General features: G+C 48.2%; 16 protein-coding genes. 10 read left to right on the top strand and 6 right to left on the bottom strand.

Annotation, left to right across the window (positions count from 1 at the left end; translation table 11 throughout):
* Positions 1–73 precede the first annotated feature (73 nt).
* The 7 genes from GCU39_RS11425 (at position 74) to GCU39_RS11395 (ending at position 6407) form a co-directional block, all read left to right on the top strand.
* Positions 74–1129, top strand: coding sequence for a FecCD family ABC transporter permease (locus tag GCU39_RS11425; RefSeq protein ID WP_152393620.1), 1056 nt, complete (start codon positions 74–76; stop codon positions 1127–1129).
* Entirely contained in the window at positions 1129–2163 is a 1035-nt protein-coding gene (locus GCU39_RS11420; RefSeq protein ID WP_152393619.1) for a FecCD family ABC transporter permease, read from the top strand. Before GCU39_RS11425 ends, GCU39_RS11420 begins: the two co-directional genes overlap by 1 nt.
* Before the next feature lie 188 nt (positions 2164–2351).
* Complete coding sequence (locus tag GCU39_RS11415; protein ID WP_152393618.1) at positions 2352–2726, top strand: VOC family protein; 375 nt, start codon at positions 2352–2354, stop codon at positions 2724–2726.
* A 254-nt stretch (positions 2727–2980) separates the two neighbouring features.
* Complete coding sequence (locus GCU39_RS11410) at positions 2981–3703, top strand: PEP-utilizing enzyme (RefSeq protein WP_152393617.1); 723 nt, start codon at positions 2981–2983, stop codon at positions 3701–3703.
* Positions 3700–4509, top strand: coding sequence for a PEP/pyruvate-binding domain-containing protein (locus GCU39_RS11405; protein WP_152393616.1), 810 nt, complete (start codon positions 3700–3702; stop codon positions 4507–4509). The genes GCU39_RS11410 and GCU39_RS11405 overlap by 4 nt, the downstream gene beginning before the upstream one ends.
* A 237-nt stretch (positions 4510–4746) precedes the next feature.
* Positions 4747–5079: a PadR family transcriptional regulator gene (locus GCU39_RS11400; RefSeq protein WP_152393615.1), complete on the top strand. Its 333-nt coding sequence runs from the start codon at positions 4747–4749 to the stop codon at positions 5077–5079.
* Positions 5076–6407 carry an FtsW/RodA/SpoVE family cell cycle protein gene (locus GCU39_RS11395; RefSeq protein WP_193726881.1) on the top strand — a complete coding sequence of 444 codons (1332 nt, stop codon included), beginning with the start codon at positions 5076–5078 and terminating at the stop codon, positions 6405–6407. Before GCU39_RS11400 ends, GCU39_RS11395 begins: the two co-directional genes overlap by 4 nt.
* Positions 6408–6410: 3 nt before the next feature.
* Here the strand turns inward: GCU39_RS11395 and ligD are convergent, their stop codons facing one another.
* The 3 genes from ligD to ku are packed head-to-tail and all read right to left on the bottom strand — an operon-like array spanning position 6411 to position 9130.
* Positions 6411–7313 carry a non-homologous end-joining DNA ligase gene (gene ligD, locus GCU39_RS11390; RefSeq protein ID WP_152393613.1) on the bottom strand — a complete coding sequence of 301 codons (903 nt, stop codon included), beginning with the start codon at positions 7311–7313 and terminating at the stop codon, positions 6411–6413.
* Positions 7314–7317: 4 nt separating this feature from the next.
* Positions 7318–8274 carry an ATP-dependent DNA ligase gene (locus GCU39_RS11385; protein ID WP_152393612.1) on the bottom strand — a complete coding sequence of 319 codons (957 nt, stop codon included), beginning with the start codon at positions 8272–8274 and terminating at the stop codon, positions 7318–7320.
* 1 nt (position 8275) lies between these two features.
* Positions 8276–9130, bottom strand: a complete 855-nt coding sequence (ku, locus tag GCU39_RS11380) for a non-homologous end joining protein Ku (protein ID WP_152393611.1) — start codon at positions 9128–9130, stop codon at positions 8276–8278.
* A gap of 97 nt (positions 9131–9227) precedes the next feature.
* Here ku and GCU39_RS11375 point away from each other — a divergent pair, with 97 nt between their 5' ends.
* From GCU39_RS11375 to GCU39_RS11365, 3 genes are all read left to right on the top strand, one after another.
* Positions 9228–9704 carry an HAD-IIIA family hydrolase gene (locus tag GCU39_RS11375; protein ID WP_193726880.1) on the top strand — a complete coding sequence of 159 codons (477 nt, stop codon included), beginning with the start codon at positions 9228–9230 and terminating at the stop codon, positions 9702–9704.
* Between the two features lie 113 nt (positions 9705–9817).
* Positions 9818–10246 (top strand): GNAT family N-acetyltransferase, encoded by a 429-nt coding sequence (locus GCU39_RS11370; protein WP_152393609.1) that lies wholly within the window; start codon positions 9818–9820, stop codon positions 10244–10246.
* A gap of 261 nt (positions 10247–10507) precedes the next feature.
* On the top strand, positions 10508–15055 hold the full coding sequence (locus GCU39_RS11365; RefSeq protein WP_227793548.1) for a discoidin domain-containing protein: 4548 nt from the start codon (positions 10508–10510) through the stop codon (positions 15053–15055).
* A gap of 76 nt (positions 15056–15131) precedes the next feature.
* Here GCU39_RS11365 and GCU39_RS11360 read toward each other — a convergent pair whose 3' ends face one another.
* Genes GCU39_RS11360 through GCU39_RS11350 form a run of 3 tightly spaced genes read right to left on the bottom strand, consistent with a single transcriptional unit; the run spans position 15132 to position 17378 of the window.
* Positions 15132–15803 (bottom strand): GNAT family N-acetyltransferase, encoded by a 672-nt coding sequence (locus GCU39_RS11360; RefSeq protein ID WP_152393607.1) that lies wholly within the window; start codon positions 15801–15803, stop codon positions 15132–15134.
* A gap of 37 nt (positions 15804–15840) precedes the next feature.
* Complete coding sequence (locus GCU39_RS11355; protein ID WP_152393606.1) at positions 15841–16512, bottom strand: GNAT family N-acetyltransferase; 672 nt, start codon at positions 16510–16512, stop codon at positions 15841–15843.
* A gap of 11 nt (positions 16513–16523) precedes the next feature.
* Complete coding sequence (locus GCU39_RS11350; protein ID WP_152393605.1) at positions 16524–17378, bottom strand: carbon-nitrogen hydrolase family protein; 855 nt, start codon at positions 17376–17378, stop codon at positions 16524–16526.
* Positions 17379–17521 lie beyond the last annotated feature (143 nt).

The raw sequence follows: 17521 nt of genomic DNA, 5'->3' as shown, positions 1-17521 counted from the left end.
TATTCGAGTATTCGTTCAACCCTGGTCAACTTGTTCGTCACTATTATACATAGAGGTAAAAAGGAGAGGAATCATGTTAGCAGTGTCCAATAAACAAAAAGATTCAACAGATGCAGCGACAAGCCAGCTGCGCTCAAGACCGGCTGCTGCAAGTGTCATTATCATTGGAGGTCTTGTCGGATTAGCACTCGCGATGGCTTTATCGGTCACTTTTGGTGCAGCAGACATCTCTTTTGATATGGTCTGGAAAGCTGTCTTCGCCTTCAATCCAGATATTACGCAGCATCAAATTATTCAAGAACTTCGTCTTCCAAGGGTGATTGGCGGAGCGATGGTAGGGGCGAGTTTTGCTGTAGCAGGAGCACTTATGCAAGGAATGACGCGAAATCCGATGGCGGATTCCGGTCTGCTCGGACTAAATGCTGGGGCAGGTTTGGTGATTACGCTGTGCTTTGCATTTCTCCCTGGTTTGTCTTTTAATCAGCTGATCCTATTTGCTTTTATCGGTGCGGGCCTTGGAGCTGGACTCGTATTTGGTGTCGGTTCACTGTCGCGCGGCGGACTTACGCCGGTGCGGCTCGTTTTGGCTGGTGCTGCCGTCAGTGCTTTATTCGGTGCTTTGAGTGAGGGGGTAGCTCTTCATTATAATATTGGACAAAATTTAGCATTCTGGTATGCTGGCGGATTAGCTGGAACGAAGTGGTTCCAGCTTAAGGTCATGCTTCCATGGATTATAGGTGCATTGATCGCATCTATGATGTTGTCCCGTTCGATTACACTCCTCAGTCTCGGTGACGAGATTGCTGCAGGGCTCGGTCAACGAACACGAACCATCAAGTTTGCCGGTACAATCATTGTCTTGATCCTTGCGGGTTCCGCGGTTGCGGTGGTCGGTGCGGTAGGCTTTGTCGGACTGATTATCCCGCATCTAACCCGTTTCTTGGTTGGGGTTAACTATCGATGGATCATTCCGTGCTCAGCCGTTCTTGGGAGCTTGCTGGTTGTGCTGGCGGATCTAACTGCAAGAATGATCCGACCGCCTTATGAGACGCCAATTGGGGCCTTGATTGCACTGATTGGGGTTCCGTTCTTCATGTATCTCGCACGTAAAGAAAGGAGGGCATTGTAATGAAATCTGTGCCAGCCTTATCTACGGATCGGCTTCGAGCACGTCATGGTGCGATTGTGATGTCGATCTTAGGAATACTCATCATCGGGGTATTCATTGTTAGCATGAATACGGGTTACATTCGCTTATCGCCCCTCGAGGTGCTCAAGACGCTGTTCGGTATGGGGACGGATCAACAATCTTTGATTCTGTTCGGCTTCCGGCTGCCGAGGATCGTAATCTCTGTCCTGGTTGGCGTAGGACTTGCCGTATCCGGATGTATTCTTCAGGGCGTATCGCGAAATGCCCTTGCAGATCCAGGGATTCTAGGCATTAATGCAGGTTCGGGGCTAATGGTCATGATATTCATCGGTTTCTATAAGGATACGGCAGGGGCACCCGTGTTTATGCTGCCTGTGCTTGCATTCATCGGTGCGAGCGCGACGGCCGCGCTGATCTATGTCCTCGCGTACAAGCGTCATGAAGGCATATCGCCGATCCGATTATTGTTCAACGGGATTGCCGTCGCGGCGGGAATAAGTGCCGTGACGATCGTATTGACCTTAATCATTGATCCGGTAAAATATCAGTTCGTCGCCACATGGTTGGCTGGTAGCATCTGGGGTTCGACGTGGAAGCATGTCCTTGCTCTATTGCCGTGGATCGTAATCCTCATTCCATTTGTCATCTATAAGGCAAAAGTGATGAACATCTTGAATCTGGGGGATCAATTAGCAACCGGATTGGGTACATCTGTAGAGAGGGAGAGAATGAAGTTAATCGGTGCGTCAGTCGGTATAGCCGGTGCGTGTGTAGCGGTAAGCGGGGGGATCGGATTCGTTGGTCTTATTGCGCCACATCTTGCGAATCGACTTGTTGGCCCCAAGCATCAACTACTGTTGCCAACGTCGGCATTAACGGGCGGGCTGCTCGTCATCGTGGCGGATACGATCGGGCGGACGATTCTTCAACCGACCGAAATCCCGACAGGTGTCGTCGTGGCCGTCATTGGCGCCCCTTTTTTCTTATATTTGCTCGCAAAATCAAGAAGTTAAACGAATGTGTTCGTGGTGAACATGAACTAGCAGCGGCATATCGTCGAGGTGTATAGCCTGGTGACGATATGCTTTTTCTTTATTAACGCAGAAGTTTCACTGGATATGTTCGTTGAATTCCTATAAAATGGGAGTTAATTAATGAAACTAAGTTTCATTAAATGAAACAAATGAAGGGCGGATAATTCATGACATTCAAATACGTTGGTCTGGATCATGTTCAACTTGCAGCGCCAGGGGGCTGTGAATCGGAAGCCCGAGCGTTCTACCATCATCTCCTCGGATGGCCTGAAATCCCGAAGCCCGAACCTTTACTACAGCGAGGGGGCGTATGGTTCCGTTGTGGTAAGCATGAGGTTCATATTGGTGTACAGAAGGATTTTGTGCCTGCGACCAAAGCCCATCCGGCATTTCATGTTCAGAGGTTGGATGAACTGCGTGCTTATTTGCTCCAAAATGGCATCCATGTGATCGATGATATGGCACGGGTGGAAGAAGCCGTTAGGCGATTCTATGTACAAGACCCTTTTGGGAATCGCATTGAATTTTTGGAATGGATGTAATTGACAATTCACACCAAAAACCATATGATAGTGGAAGAAATTTACTAAGATGTGAGAGGGTGAGCGTCCAATGAAGAAGCAGTTTGAATTCAAGTTCGATCGAATGATAAACATGCGTTGTAATCTCATTGTACCTCCCTTATTGGAAGCGCATATTTTGGATGCGTGATTTATGATTGCGTAAAGGGAATCGGACCATGGTGATGTACGCCATGGTCTTTTTTGTCGTCTATGTGGATGAAGGAGGTACGTGAATGAATACAATTAGAAATTTGTATCCTAATGAAATCGAAGAGTTGAAAGGGATTCTAAGAATCGTATATCAAGACATACTCAGGTATCAGGAAGAGCGCATATTACGTAACGAAATGAAGATGCGGGAAGCCGTGAAGGCGACACTACCTTTTCTACAGTTATTTAAGGCGAATATCCCCGCATACAAACAACGATATATCGAATTGTTGGAGAATCAAGAAACTTTAGCTGCATATGATTTGATTATTTGTTTTGATCGAGCCATATATGAGTTGCATGCACGGGTAGAAGCAGGTGTGTACGCTGACTTACCATGGAGTAAGGAATTAAGGGATCTATTGAACGAGAGACAGGATATATCGTCTGAGGATAATGCCAGTGATGGATCCGCTGTCGAGTACATTACGAGCGGTGTGAGTGTCAATTGTGGTGTGATTGAAGGTGTCGCACGTGTGATCCTGGAGGAAGGTCATCTACAACAGCTCCGACAAGGAGATATTTTGGTTACTGCAATGACAACACCAAGCTTTGTGCCTTATGCCAATCTTGTATCTGGTCTTATAACAGATAAAGGGGGCTTAGTGTGTCACGCAGCAATCATCGCTAGAGAGTTTAACTTACCTTGTATTGTCGGCTGCAAAGATGCAACAAAGACGATTCAAGACGGAGAACGAATTAGACTTGATTCAGATACTGGGATTGTGGTGAGGATGGAACGATGAGCATTCTGAGACTTGAAGATATATACGATGAGCATTCTTTTGGTGGAAAAGCCGTGCAATTAGGGGCAGCGGCACGAGCGGGATTACCTGTTCCAACAGGATACGGCATATCGCATCAGCTCGTGGAGGAAATTATAGATACTGAAAATCAGAGTGTATTGCATCAATTGGATGAAATTATGGCACATTTAGGAGATTCATGTGTGGTGAGATCTTCTGCTGTAGGTGAAGATGGGGTGCTAGCAAGTTATGCAGGCTTATTCCGGACAGAACTTCATCTGACCAATCGAACGCAGCTAGTGCAGGCGATTCAGCGGGTTGCTGCGTCCCGTTATTCCGATCAAGTGCGTGTGTATCGAAGCAGAATAGGGATTAGTTCATCTCCTAAGATGGCTGTAATTATTCAAAAAACGGTCATGGCGGATTGTTCAGGTGTGCTGTTCACACGGCACCCAGTGACGCATGGCGATGTACGGATGATAGAATCCTGTTGGGGGTTCGGAGAGAGTGTCGTAGGGGGAAGAATTATTCCTGATCAATACATGGTCAGTAGAGGTGCGACTAGCACGCAATTGATAATCGGGACGAAGGAGACGGGGGTGTATACCCGTTCGGAGGGTGGTACGATTGAAGTCCCGCTAGACGATCATCTGAAGGACACAGCCAGTCTTCGTGATGATCAAATTCAACAACTAGATCGATTAGCCGATTGCTGTGAGGCATATTTCGGAGCAGGACTCGATTTGGAGTGGGCTTTTGCGAGCAATTCGTTATATCTACTCCAGTGCCGGAAAATGACGATTTAACATTGAAATTACATTAGGGGCCGCAACTATCGTTACAAAAGAAGTACTGTTGGGGCTCCCACTCCTTGAATTATAAAGATGTGTTGCTTGGGATTGTGATCAGTCCAGGTTCATCATTGCAGGTGAAATTCTTTTTTGTTGTTTTGCGTCATTCTCTATTGTTATATTCTGGGATTATATTTATACTATACCTAGATATTCGATGCATCTAACTTCGATGTAAATGGGGAGGCCGCAATGAAGATTAACAAGGAATTAATGAAGGGCAGTACGGTGATCTTGATCCTTACCTTATTGAGCCGCAAAGAAATGTATGGCTATGAAATGACAAAAGAGATGGAGACGCGGTCCAGCGGACTGTTTACTTTAAAAGAAGGAACGTTATACCCGATTTTGCACACACTCGAGTCTGATCTCCTCGTAGAGTCGTTCTGGTCCGATGAAGGCGGACGAAATCGTAAGTATTACCGTATAACGGAAAAAGGGAGAAAACAGCTAGAAGAGAAGAAGAAGGAATGGGCACTCTTCCGAACGACACTGGATCAAGTGATCGGGGAGGGACAAGCATGAACGAGATATTACTGAAACACGAGGCAGTCCATCGTTATCTCCAACAGGTATGCAAGCAAGTCCGCGCGAAAGAAGTACATCAAGACATTCAGATGGAGTTGTTAAGTCACCTGGAGGAACTTATTGATGATAAGTTAAGCGTTGGGATCTCATTAGAAACAGCTATTGAACAAGCGCTATCGCAGATCGGTGATCCAATTCTCATCGGTAAGCAATTTCATGCGGCGCATAAGCCTGTCATGGAGTGGGGGCTAGCTGCAATTGTTGCGATTCTAGTTGGTATTGGATTCTTGGCCATGTATGCAATGAAATTTGCAGTAGACCAGAGTTTCAGAGACATATTTTTGCCTAACCAATTAACTTATGCGGGAATCGGAGTTGTCATGATGGTCCTGGTCTACTACTTGGATTATCGAAAATTACAGAACTATTCGTGGTGGATTTATGGGTGTGCCTTAGGACTAATGGTGCTCTGTCATTGGTTTGGCATGTGGGTAAATGGTTCTCGAAGTTTCCTTGCTATCGGGAGGTTTGGTGTGAACGTTTATGAAGTAGTCCCTTATTTATTCATGATAGCCTTTGCAGGAAAGATTGTTATGGACCGGAGGAGAGGACAAGAACGACAGATGAATACTTGGATAACTATCCTAGTGTATGTCGTCCTACCAGGCTATTTCTACCTCATGTCCCCTTTAATGGATGGATTAATCGTTCACTGCGTCGGAATTTCCGTATTACATATTGTTATGACGCGTCAGTTCAAGCTGCTGCTCGGTTGCATGGCTTCATTCATGTTAATGATTGCCCTCGCGGTATTCATGAATCAGGACAAGATGAGCTTCATCCTCATGCGACTTACGAGTTGGTTCAACCCTACACAAGATCCGTCAGGTAGCGGGTATATGTATCTTACTTTATCCAAAGTGATTCGTTCCGCTGGTTTGTGGGGACAAGGCTTCGGTGTTCAAATGAAACACTTGCCGTATATCTATAATGATATGATCTTTCCCTATTTGATATATAGCTTGGGTTGGTGCTTTGGGCTGTTGTTGGTCAGTATGGTATGTATTTTGATAGGGCATACGATTCGAATGTCCTTACAACTTAAAGATCCTTTCGGACGAGCATTAATCATTGGATTATCAACCGTGATAAGCTTCAAGTTTATCTACAGTATACTCATGTCAGTCGGTCTACTGCCGATTACATCAGTAGCCATGCCGCTCATCTCTTATGGAGGGAATGCTTTGGTTATGAATATGACCGTCATGGGGATCATGCTAAGTGTATATCGACGGAAGAATATGCTCAGCCAATTTGCAAAATAATGTTTAATGGCTCACGGAGCTCAACTTTCCCAACACCGCATCCAAATTCTGTCCCGGAACACGGGTAATAAGATCGCCAAGTTTATTCAAGCGTTCTTCAATGTTACGCAAATTGAATTCCTTCGCATCGGGACGTTGTGCGACTTCGGACCAGAGCAGCGGTGTTGAGAGGGTGGCATGAGCTCTCGCACGCGGTGTATAAGGGGCAGATAAGGTCCTTCCATAACCGTGCTGGAGATAATCGATATAGATGAGACCTCCGCGATTTTTTTTGAATCGTTCAATGGTGAACAACTTCGGGTACTTCTGAACGGCGAATGAAGCAATGAAATGCCCAAGCTGACGCAATTGGTCGAAGGAATACCGTTCATCGGACGGAAGTGGGATATAGATTTGCACGCCGGTCGCGCCGGATGTTTTGGGTATGGATGTAATACGCAAAGAGTCGAGGATCTCGCCGATCGCTTGTGCAGCTTCCATGATGCGCGGCTCAGGATCGCGGCTTGGATCGAGATCGATAATCCATTCCACGGGTGCCGTACGTCCAATATAATGAAGCGAAGGATGGAATTCTAGACAAGCTAGATTGCCAAGCCACATGAGGGTCGATAATGAGTTAAGGTTCACATAGTCAATGTCCTCTAATGGAGCGATCTGCACGAAGTCAGGTTTCCCTGTTGGACAATTTTTCTGATAGAAGGACTTATCCGCGACGCCATTTGGATAACGAATCGTCGTCAGATGGCGGTTGGAGCAGTAGCGGAGCAGATAGGGAGCGAGGAAGACGAGCTTGTTCAAGTATTCCAGCTTCGTCAATTGCACCTCAGGCCAGAGAAGCTTATGCGGATTCGAAATGGTAATTTCGTTGCCTTCGACTATGATTTTCTCTTTCTGGCCAACGCTCATGAATTTACTTCCTCTCTAGTAATAGTTTCGGCTTATGGCTGATTTTAGGGTGCCGCAACACGCCCTGGTGCGTAATTTCAAGTCCTGTCACCTCACAGCGTAAAGGCTGAGAGAGCCACAGGACTTGTTCTTTCTTTAGATCCTCTGGTAAGGAAGTGAATGGAGCAAGCGCAGCGGGGTGAGATGTCGCGTAGTCCATTAATCGGCCTTTATCTACTCCATTTAGTCCGAGAGACACGCGGCCGAAGTAAGCGCCATCGTAGACCATCACCATGCTTGCGACACGGCCTTCTCGAATTGTGATCCCATAGATGTCCACTTCTAGGTTGATGGATGTCTTCCGTTTCCACCAATCCTGATGCTTCTTGCCCTCGTGGTAACGGCTTGTTAACCGTTTGCTGACGACACCCTCCCATTGATGCTCTTCGACCCAGTTCCAGAGGAGATCGCCATCGAGGAATAGATCAGTGACGAAGAGCTGAGGCAGCTTCTCTGGCAGTAATTCGCCAAGACGGTGGTGACGCGCCTCAAAAGGCTGGTTGGACCAATCATAGCCGTTCTCATAGAGGATATCGAAAACAACGTATATGGGCTGATGATTCGGATATTGCGATTCCGTGGATACGATCCGTTTGCTCCGAACACGTTGTTGGATCCGTTTGAAATCTGGCCGTTGCAAGACAGTATCGAACATCACGAGTTCCCCATCCAACAAGAGACTGTTATCGGGGAACTGGTTCTGCAGCACGGCCACGATTTCAGGGAAAGCCGCATTTTGTGTCAGCATGTTTTTGGAATAGAGCATCACTTGCCCTTTCGAGAGGGCAGCGAGCGACCGCACGCCGTCCCATTTTAACTGATATCCCATATCGGTTCCCTTCGGAAGCTGATCTTGATAGATGGGGGACATCGGCTTGACCGGTAGGGTCATGCCATATACTTGCAGTCCGGTGAATCCCATGTTATGAAGCAGTCTCCTTCGCTTTTTTGCGTCCGCGCGGCTTTGGCTTGGTTGGTGTTGGTGCGCCCGTATCAGCTGCAATAACCGGTTTCACGACATCCAGACTTGCCTGCAGGGCAGACATGAGATCAATGACATTGGTCTTCTGCGCCGCAGGGGCCACATTAATCTCTTCTCCGGCAATTTTATGCTCGATCGCCTCGAGCAATGCCGCGCGGTAGTTATCTTTATATTTCTCGGGTTCGAATGGTGTCGTCAATTGGTCGATTAACATTTTCGCCATATTGAGTTCCTTTTCATTCACCATCACAGGCGTCTGCGGCAAGTTCGGCACTTGGCTGACCGGGCGAATCTCATCCGGATAGAAGATCGTCTCCATCGCAATACAATTGTCAATCACCCGAATGGCAGCAAGACTGCTCTTGGAACGAATCGATACTTGGGAAATGCCAATTTTCTGTGTTTGTTTCATGGACTCGAGCAGCAGATTATACGCATGGGCGCCTGTCTCGATTGGAGACAAGTAGTATGTTTTCTGGAAATAAATCGGATCAATATCGTTCAAATGAACAAAGTCTAATATTTTTATTTCTTTGGTGATTTCTCCAGACAACTTCTCCAGTTCATCCTTCTCGAAAATCACGAATTTACCAGGCTCATACTCATAGCCCTTCGAAATTTCTTCCCATTCCACTTCGGTATCGCATGTTTTGCATTTTCTTACATAGGATAAGGGCGTATTACACTTCTTATGAATGTAACGCATGGAGATATCTTTATCTTCTGTTGCTGAGAACATTTTCACAGGAACGTTGACCAACCCAAAGCTAATGGCGCCTTTCCAGACTGTATGCATGACATCAACCTCCTTGAACGATTTTCGTACAGGCTTGTCATTAGTATGGTCGAGGAAACGATGATTTATAATGGGAAAAGGGAGGAGGCATCGCAAAATGCTGGTCTTGTTCGACCTTGATGGAACGCTGATTAGCTCTTACATGGATCACCCAGATCGGAATTATGATCAATGGGTTCTATTGCCATATCGAAAAGAGATCCTACATGCCTTGTTAGACCAAGGGCATACCATTGGTATTGTCACGAATCAAGCGGGTGTAGCGTTCGGTCATGTTACGGAGAAAAAAGCGATGCAACGAATCCATGCCGTATTCGAAGCGTTAGAACTCTCGCCTTATCCAGCTGTTCAGGTGTGTTATGCGCATCCGAAAGCAAAGATTCACAAGTATCGGAAGCGGGATGCCGTTGCACGCCGGAAGCCTTCAGGAGCTATGATCCGAGAACATATCGCCATGAACCCAGATGCAGCGGCAGAAGGCGTGATTTATATCGGTGATCGTCCGGAGGACGAGGCTGCGGCGATGGATGCTGAGGTTGATTTTGTATGGACAGATAAGTTCTTTCCGGCTTGATAACGCAGGGCATAACTGATTTAGAACGATTCTTTACCTATACATTATTTCCTACTCCTATACAATTGATAATACCTGGATACAGGAGTAAACGAAAAGGTAGGAGAAAGATCATGAGTTCATTTCGAATCGTTGAAAGCACAAAACATGATATGGATTTTATTGAAAAAGGAATCTGCGATTATAACGAATCACACGTGCCTTTTGAACCACCCATTCCGGTTGAGGCAATCAATAGGCATATAAAAGATGAATACGGTGACATTGTTGCAGGGATCAACTGTATCCATTATGCATGGAAATGCATCGCGATTGATGCACTATGGGTTCGAGAGGACTATCGAAAAAAGGGTCTGGGGTCCCGGTTGCTGCGAGAGATCGAGAATGCGGTAAAGGCATATGGATGTCATCTGATTCATGTCGATACGTTTGACTTCCAAGCCAAAGATTTTTATGTGAAGCACGGTTACGAGATTTTCGGTGTACTAGAAGACTGCCCCTTAGGTCATCAACGCTATTATCTGAAAAAGTCAATTTCATAGAATTCCGAATCCCATCAATTATATTTGATGGGATTTTATTTATATTATGATGAAAAGTAAACAAATGTATATGAATGTAACGATTTATCTATTTTTCTTAGGTGAATACGTCTCATAGTATTAACTGTGAAGAGGCTTCTTGGTCAAAAGACGGGCACCCGGGACCTGTCGCAACTGCTCCAAATACAGAATGGTTCATTTCAATCTAGGAAATGGGGATGAGGCATGAAGCGAAGTCATAAGAATCAGCAAAGGTGTTCGTTGTTATTATCATTTGTACTCTTATTTTCGATCGTATTTTCCGTTCACCCGCAAGTGATGTTTGCAGAAGGAGACGGGGGGACGGACGAGATTGTGCAGACGGCACCGGAGAACCCGGTACCAGGGACTCAGCCAGACTTACCGACGGCACCTCCTCCGGAAGATATGCCGGATGCGATCGTCTCACCTGACATGCCTAACGCGCAAGAAATTGTACCGGCAGCAGCGTCAAGCGGCGCAAGGGAAAATTATGCGCTACATAAGCAAGTTAAGGTATCGGGCAATGAAGTCGACTATGCACATTTCCCTAAAAACGCTGTCGATGGCGATATAACGAGTCGTTGGTCTTCTGACAAATTCGATGATCAGTGGTTCGAAGTGGATCTAGGCGAGAAGAAAGACGTTGGCCAAGTCATCATCCGCTGGCAGACGCCAGCAAATTCTTACCGCGTCCTCACGTCCGTCTATGGGGAAGAATGGGAGCCTGTCCTACAGAACGACAGCGATCTCATCAACTGCAAAGGCGGGACGGAAATCATCAATTTCCCGTCGCGGGAAGCGAGATACGTGAAGTTCGAGGGGGTCGAACGCAAACCGGTCGATGGCATTCTGTACGGCTATTCGTTCTATGAGTTCGAAGTGTACAGCGAAGATCCGCTGGTCAAAGTGATCAATCAAATCAAGGGCATTGAGCCGCTCAATCAAGGACAGACGCGGTTCCCGTTCCCTGCGATGCCGGAAGGCTATCAGGTATCCATTTACGGATCGGATGCGCTGCCGGTCATCGATAAGCAAGGCGTCATCCATACGCCGCTCGTCGATCAAATGGTTCACGTGATGCTGCAAGTGCAGAACATAAATGATCCGACGCAGAAGGCAATTACACCAGATTATGAGGTCATGGTGCCAGGATTGTATCAGCAGACGGGAGGCTTGAATCCAGAGCCGAAGGTCGTTCCATCGCTGCGTGAATGGTATGGAGGCAATGGTTATTTCGAGCTAAAGAAAGATGCGCATATTGTCTATAACAACGAGGCGCTAGCGAAGACGGCTGCCATTACGCAAGAAGATTTGAAAGCGATTACGGGATGGGATATTCCTGTGGTGCAGGGGGCTCCGTCCGCAGGCGATATCTACTTGGCTATTGATTCGAACGATACGACCTTAGGTGAGGAAGGCTATTTTCTGGATGTCGCTGATATGGTATCGATTAAGGCGTTGGCGGTAAAAGGCGTCTTCGGCGGTACGCGTTCCGTACTGCAGATTCTGAAAGCAGATGCGGCTCATCAGAACATTCCGACGGGACAGTCCCGCGACTATCCGAAATACGAGACACGCGGATTCATGATCGACGTGGCACGCAAGTTCTATACGATTGATTTCTTGCGTGATTACGTGAAGATGATGGCCTGGTACAAAATGACCGACCTGCAAATTCACTTGAATGACGATGTTGGGTCTCCATTGCCGCCGAACAACCAGCGTGCAGCGTTCAGGCTGGAGAGCGAGCTCTACCCAGGGCTGGCGAGTAAGAACGGCCACTATACGAAGGAAGAGTTCCGCGATTTGCAGCGGTTAGGGCAAGATTACGGCATTAACATCATTCCGGAGATCGATACGCCAGGACACTCACGTGTGTTTACAACGTATAACAAGGATCTTGGCAACGATTCGCATCTGGATATCTCCAAGCCGGAAACGGTCGAGTTCGTGAAGAACCTCTTCGCTGAGTATATCGACGGCTACAACGGCGGGGAACCGACCTTCCTCGGCCCTGACGTTCAAATTGGAACGGACGAATACTCGGGTCCTACGGAAGATTTTCGTAAGTATATGGACACGATGATCAAGTTCATCAATGACAAGGGCAAGCATCCAATCTTATGGGGCGGCATGCAAGCTTATGCTGGGAAGACACCGATCAGCAACCAAGCGACGATGGCGATCTGGCATTTGCCGTATGGCGGGCCAAGTCAGGCGATCGAACTAGGCTATGACATCATTAACACAAATAACAGCTATTTGTATCTCGTACCGCGGCTGTATGCGGATTATTTAAATGCCTCACTGCTGTATAACGAATGGGAGCCAGTGAAATGGTACGGCGAAACATTGCCATTCGGTCATCCTAAATTAAAGGGAGGCATGCTCGCACTTTGGAATGATATTTCGTACGAGGCAGGACTGTCCTCCGACGATACGCATGTCCGCTTAGTACCCGCCATCCAGGTGTTGTCCGAGAAAATGTGGCATGGCGCGAGAAGCGACGTGGACTACGATACCTTCGTGAAGACGGCCGAGAAAATGGGCGATGCGCCGAATACGCAACTTACTTATGACGTCAAAGTCAACAATGCGGAAGGGATCGTCCTTAATTATTCGTTCGAGAACAATTTCAATGACGCTTCTGGTAACGGATATCATGCAACAGGTACGAACGTTGACTTTGTTAAAGGAAGATATGGGCAAGCCGCGCATTTCAACGGCGGCGCGAGTTATTTGGAGACTCCGCTAAATAGCTTAGGCTTCGGTTGGACCGTCTCGATGTGGATTAATCCGGATCAAGACAATCCGGATGATGCCGTCTTGATGGAGTCTCCTGCGGGAACGGTGAAGCTAAAGCAAGGCCAAACAGGTAAGTTAGGGTTTTCGAAAGAAGGATATAACAGCGTTTTCAACTATGAAGTGCCTGCTGGCCAATGGACACATATTCTCCTCACAGGGGATAGTAACGGCGTCTCGCTCTATGTGAACGGCAATGAATACGTTGAGAAGCTGGCGCAGCCTGTACAGCGCATTCAGACGCTTGTCCTGCCTGTTGCGAAAATCGGCAGTGCAACCAACGCGTTCAAAGGAACAATCGATAATCTGCAAGTCTATAATCGGTTCACTCCGCTGCTTGATGTGAACAATTATGCGCTGCACCAGCCAACCGATGCGTCGGGATTGGAGGCGGCATGGGTTCCTTCGAGTCAAGCCGTTGATGGTAATATGCTCTCACGTTGGTCGAGTACGTACAAAGACGATTCGTGGTTCACTGTTGACCTGGGCAAAACGCAAAATATTAGTAAAGTCGTTATCGGATGGGAGACAGCCGCGAAACGGTTCAAGATTCTCTACTCTACCGACAACGTAACATGGAATAATGTAATGGAAGACGATCAAATTCTGACGGCTAGCGATAAGCGGGAGACGAGTACAATTAAATTCGAGCCGAAGCAGGCCAGGTACGTGAAATTCCAAGGCGTAGAGCGCATGCCGGTCTATGGCGAATACTACGGCTATTCCATCTATGAGTTCGAAGTGTACGGGGAAGATCTGATGGTACCGTATAAACAATTAATCGACGCAGCCGAGAAATTGGTCGAGAGAAGTGAAAAGGAAAACAAAGGGAACAAGGAACTTCGTAAACAATTGATGTTCCTGCTCGATCGATACCCGTATCATTTTGAGACAGTCGTGGAGAAACTCCGCGGTCTGAATGACCTGTTTGAGAAATCATTCAGTGAAACGGAGCCAAAACCAGAAAATCCAAATCCTGAAAATCCTGGGCCTGGCTCAACTACAACGTCCGGAGGCAACGTCCAACCGCCAGCCGTGAAGGAAGGCGAAGCGACAATTCAAGCCGGCAAAGCGGGAACGGTCAGCTTAGGAAATCAGATCAACATCTCTATTCCGGCAGGCGCCGTCAAAGCAACGACGAAGGTGCAGCTGAAGAAAATCGACAATGCCGCTGATTTACTGAAGCAGCAGCCGAATGTCTTAAGTCCGGTATTCGAATTGTCGAAGGATGGGCAGGGCGACTTCGAGAAGCCGATCCAGATCAGCTTGGCATTCGATGCCGGTAAGCTAGGCAAAGACCAACAAGCATTCGTGTTCCAATACGATAAAGCAGCTTCGCGTTGGGTGGAACTCGGCGGCACGGTAACGGGCAGTACGATCCAAGCGGATACGCGCAGTGTCGGGATTTTCGCCGTCTTCGCCGTCGATCGTAAGCCAGCCGAGTCCAAACCTGTCTTCCAGGACATCGCAGATCACTGGGCTGCGAAGGATATTCAAGCAGCCGTACAGCGTGGCATGACGAACGGATACCCGGATGGAACATTCCGACCGGATCAGTCCGTAACGCGCGCGGAGTTCACGGTATGGCTCACGAAGGCAATGCAGCTGAGCGGTGAAGGGCATGCGAAGGTGTTCGCAGATCAAGCCTCGATCCCAGCATGGGCGAGCGAAGCTGTGGCGCAAGCTATAGAACTCGGACTCATTCAAGGGTATGCGGATCAGCGGTTCATGCCGAACCAGCCGATTAGCCGCGCAGAGATGGTGACGATGGTCGCAAGAGCCTTGAAGCTGTCGACTGATGACAGCACAAGAACGAGCTTCGCGGACGACAAGCTCATCCCGGCATGGGCGCTCGGAGCCATTGATGCAGCCGTGCAGCAAGGCTGGATTCAAGGGCGAGGCAGCAACCAATTCGCACCGAATGCGTCTACGACGCGTGCGGAGTCGATGAAGGTGTTGCTGAAGGCTTTCCCAGGCAAGGAATAGATATTCTAACAAAAGACGCTCAGCATCCCCTGAACAGGGTGATGTGAGCGTCTTTTCTATCGTCATCGATTGTTGATTATAGCGGTCGAAGCGCAACCTCCGGCGTTTGCTTCAATTGATCAACCATATCAAGCCACGCTTGTGGTTTGTTCGGAAGCACAGCGTAGTACCAAGAGAGGAAGTCAACGATTAACTGACCAGGCAGAGTCGTCGTCTGCTCATCCATCGGCATGAAGCAGAAGTCAAGACCTTCGACGGATTCGCCGTCATTGCCCCATGATGGATGCACATATGGAAAGTCAAGACGCTGGTAACCGAGGTGCGATAAGACTTCACGGCGAACGATCGGGTTCATAGGCGCAACGCCGCCGAACGCATGGTCGTTGGATTGGTACGGATCATAGATTTCCGCGAACATGCCAAGCATCGGGATACCGGCTTCCGCAGCGAGCTGATCGAGATCGCGTTCACGGTTCTTGTAGAGGAAGCGACCAATCCCAAGCCCAGGCTTGCCGATAATTGTGAAGTCCGTCATCGCGACATTCAGCGGCTTCACGTAGCGGTATTCCGTTGCGCCGACGACTTCGCCTTCATGTACAGCGACGAAGACGCGAATATCCGGATCTTGCAGCGGTTCGCGCCAGAGATCGAAAGCTAGCACCTCTTCCGGCGGGAAAATTGATTTCATTAAGTTATGCATTTTCGTGAATAGCGGGTCATCAATGGATGTAATGCGGATATATTCCATAGGGAACGTTGCTCCTCTCAATTCGTTCGTAGATTTATTAGGTGGACAGGAACGGATTCTTCCATTCCATCAATAGGGCATGGTTGCACGATTCTTCGTCTTCCAGATAGTCGCGTGCGACGACGACGGGCGTGCGGCCGCAGCGCAGCAGGAAAGTAATGACCGGGTCGCGCAGCTCGCCCTTCATGACCGCGTCGGCATACGCCTCAGGCGTCATACGGTCCGCAAAGCGATGATATCCAGGCATGCGCCCGCCCCCCAAGAGTCGCTCCAATCGCAGCTGGACGACAGTCTCGTACATCGATTGCATCAGCCACTTGCCGATGCCGTATTTGCGGTAATCAGGACGGACGCTGATATCGACAACGTACAGCGAGTTCCCGTCCGGTTGATGGTTGCGGATATAGCCGTGATCCGTGACGTCTTCCCAACGATGCTGCGGATGGTCGGGATCGAACTGCGTGATCAGTCCGGTCATGGATCCGATCAGCCGGCCATCGGCTTCAGCGCATAGCGCGCCTTCCGGGAATCGTTCGATATGGCTCTGAAGTTGTTCCTCATTCCACAACAACTCGGAAGGGAAGGGAGGCGGGAAGCACTCCCGTTGAATGTCGATCATCTCCGGAATATCGGATACCCGGTAGTTGCGAATCGTGACAGGCAGCGGCGTCGTTTCCTGAAAGACGTAAAATGATTTGTTATACGACATGAATTCAGGTCCTACCAATCCGGGTAGAGATCCGTACGGCGATCGCGCCATGTCGTTACGGAACCGTTCTCCCGAACTTGATGCAGGAGCGAGAGATCGAGATCCGCGGTAATGATCATATCATTGTTGATCTCGCCCTCTGCGATAATGCCGCGAGGTGGGAAAGGCACATCGTTCGGCGACAAGACCGCCGCTTGTCCGAAGTTCCCGCGCATGAAGTCGACGGTCGGCAAGGAACCGATCGTACCGGTCGTCACGACGTAGATTTGATTTTCGATTGTACGCGCATGACAGCTGTAACGGACACGGTGGAACCCGTGGCGGTCATCGGTACAAGATGGGCAGAAGATGACATCGGCGCCTTTTGCGCGCACCATCCGCACGATTTCAGGGAACTCGATATCGTAGCAGGTTAAGAGCCCGATCTTCCCTTTCTCGGTCTCGAACACTTCGACGCCATCGCCAGCAGACATATTCCATTCTGTGACTTCGGTAGGCGTGATATGGATTTTGGCTTGCTCCGCTACGCGGCCATCCGGGTAGAAGAGATGCGCAACATTATACAGTTTATCGTTCCGGCGAATCACATGCGTGCCGCCGATGATATGCATCCCGTATTTTTTCGCGAGGCCGGTGAAGAGGCTTAAGTAAGCATCTGTGTAGTCTGGCAGTTCTTGTATGGTTAATGCAGCCGCTTTGTCATTCCCGATGGACATAAGCTGTGTTGTCAGAAATTCGGGAAAGAGGACAAAGTCCGTATTGAATTCATCCGCGGTTCTAACATAATGTTCGACTTGATCCGCGAATTCTTGAAATTTCGAAATGGTGTGTAAATGATATTGTACGGCAGATACCCGCAATTTCATTTCATCGCCTCCCTTAATTTACCTTGCCAATAACATACCTATTATGAAGCACGGCGGGCTTTTGAACAAGTATTAAATAACCCTGTAGGGGTACATGAGATTTGAATCAATTCAGATCATTCTGTTAGGCCCTAGAAATAAGA

Origin of the sequence: Paenibacillus guangzhouensis (assembly GCF_009363075.1) — a bacterium.
Taxonomy (GTDB): Bacteria; Bacillota; Bacilli; order Paenibacillales; family Paenibacillaceae; genus Paenibacillus_K; species Paenibacillus_K guangzhouensis.
This window is presented reverse-complemented; position numbering and strand designations above follow the sequence as displayed.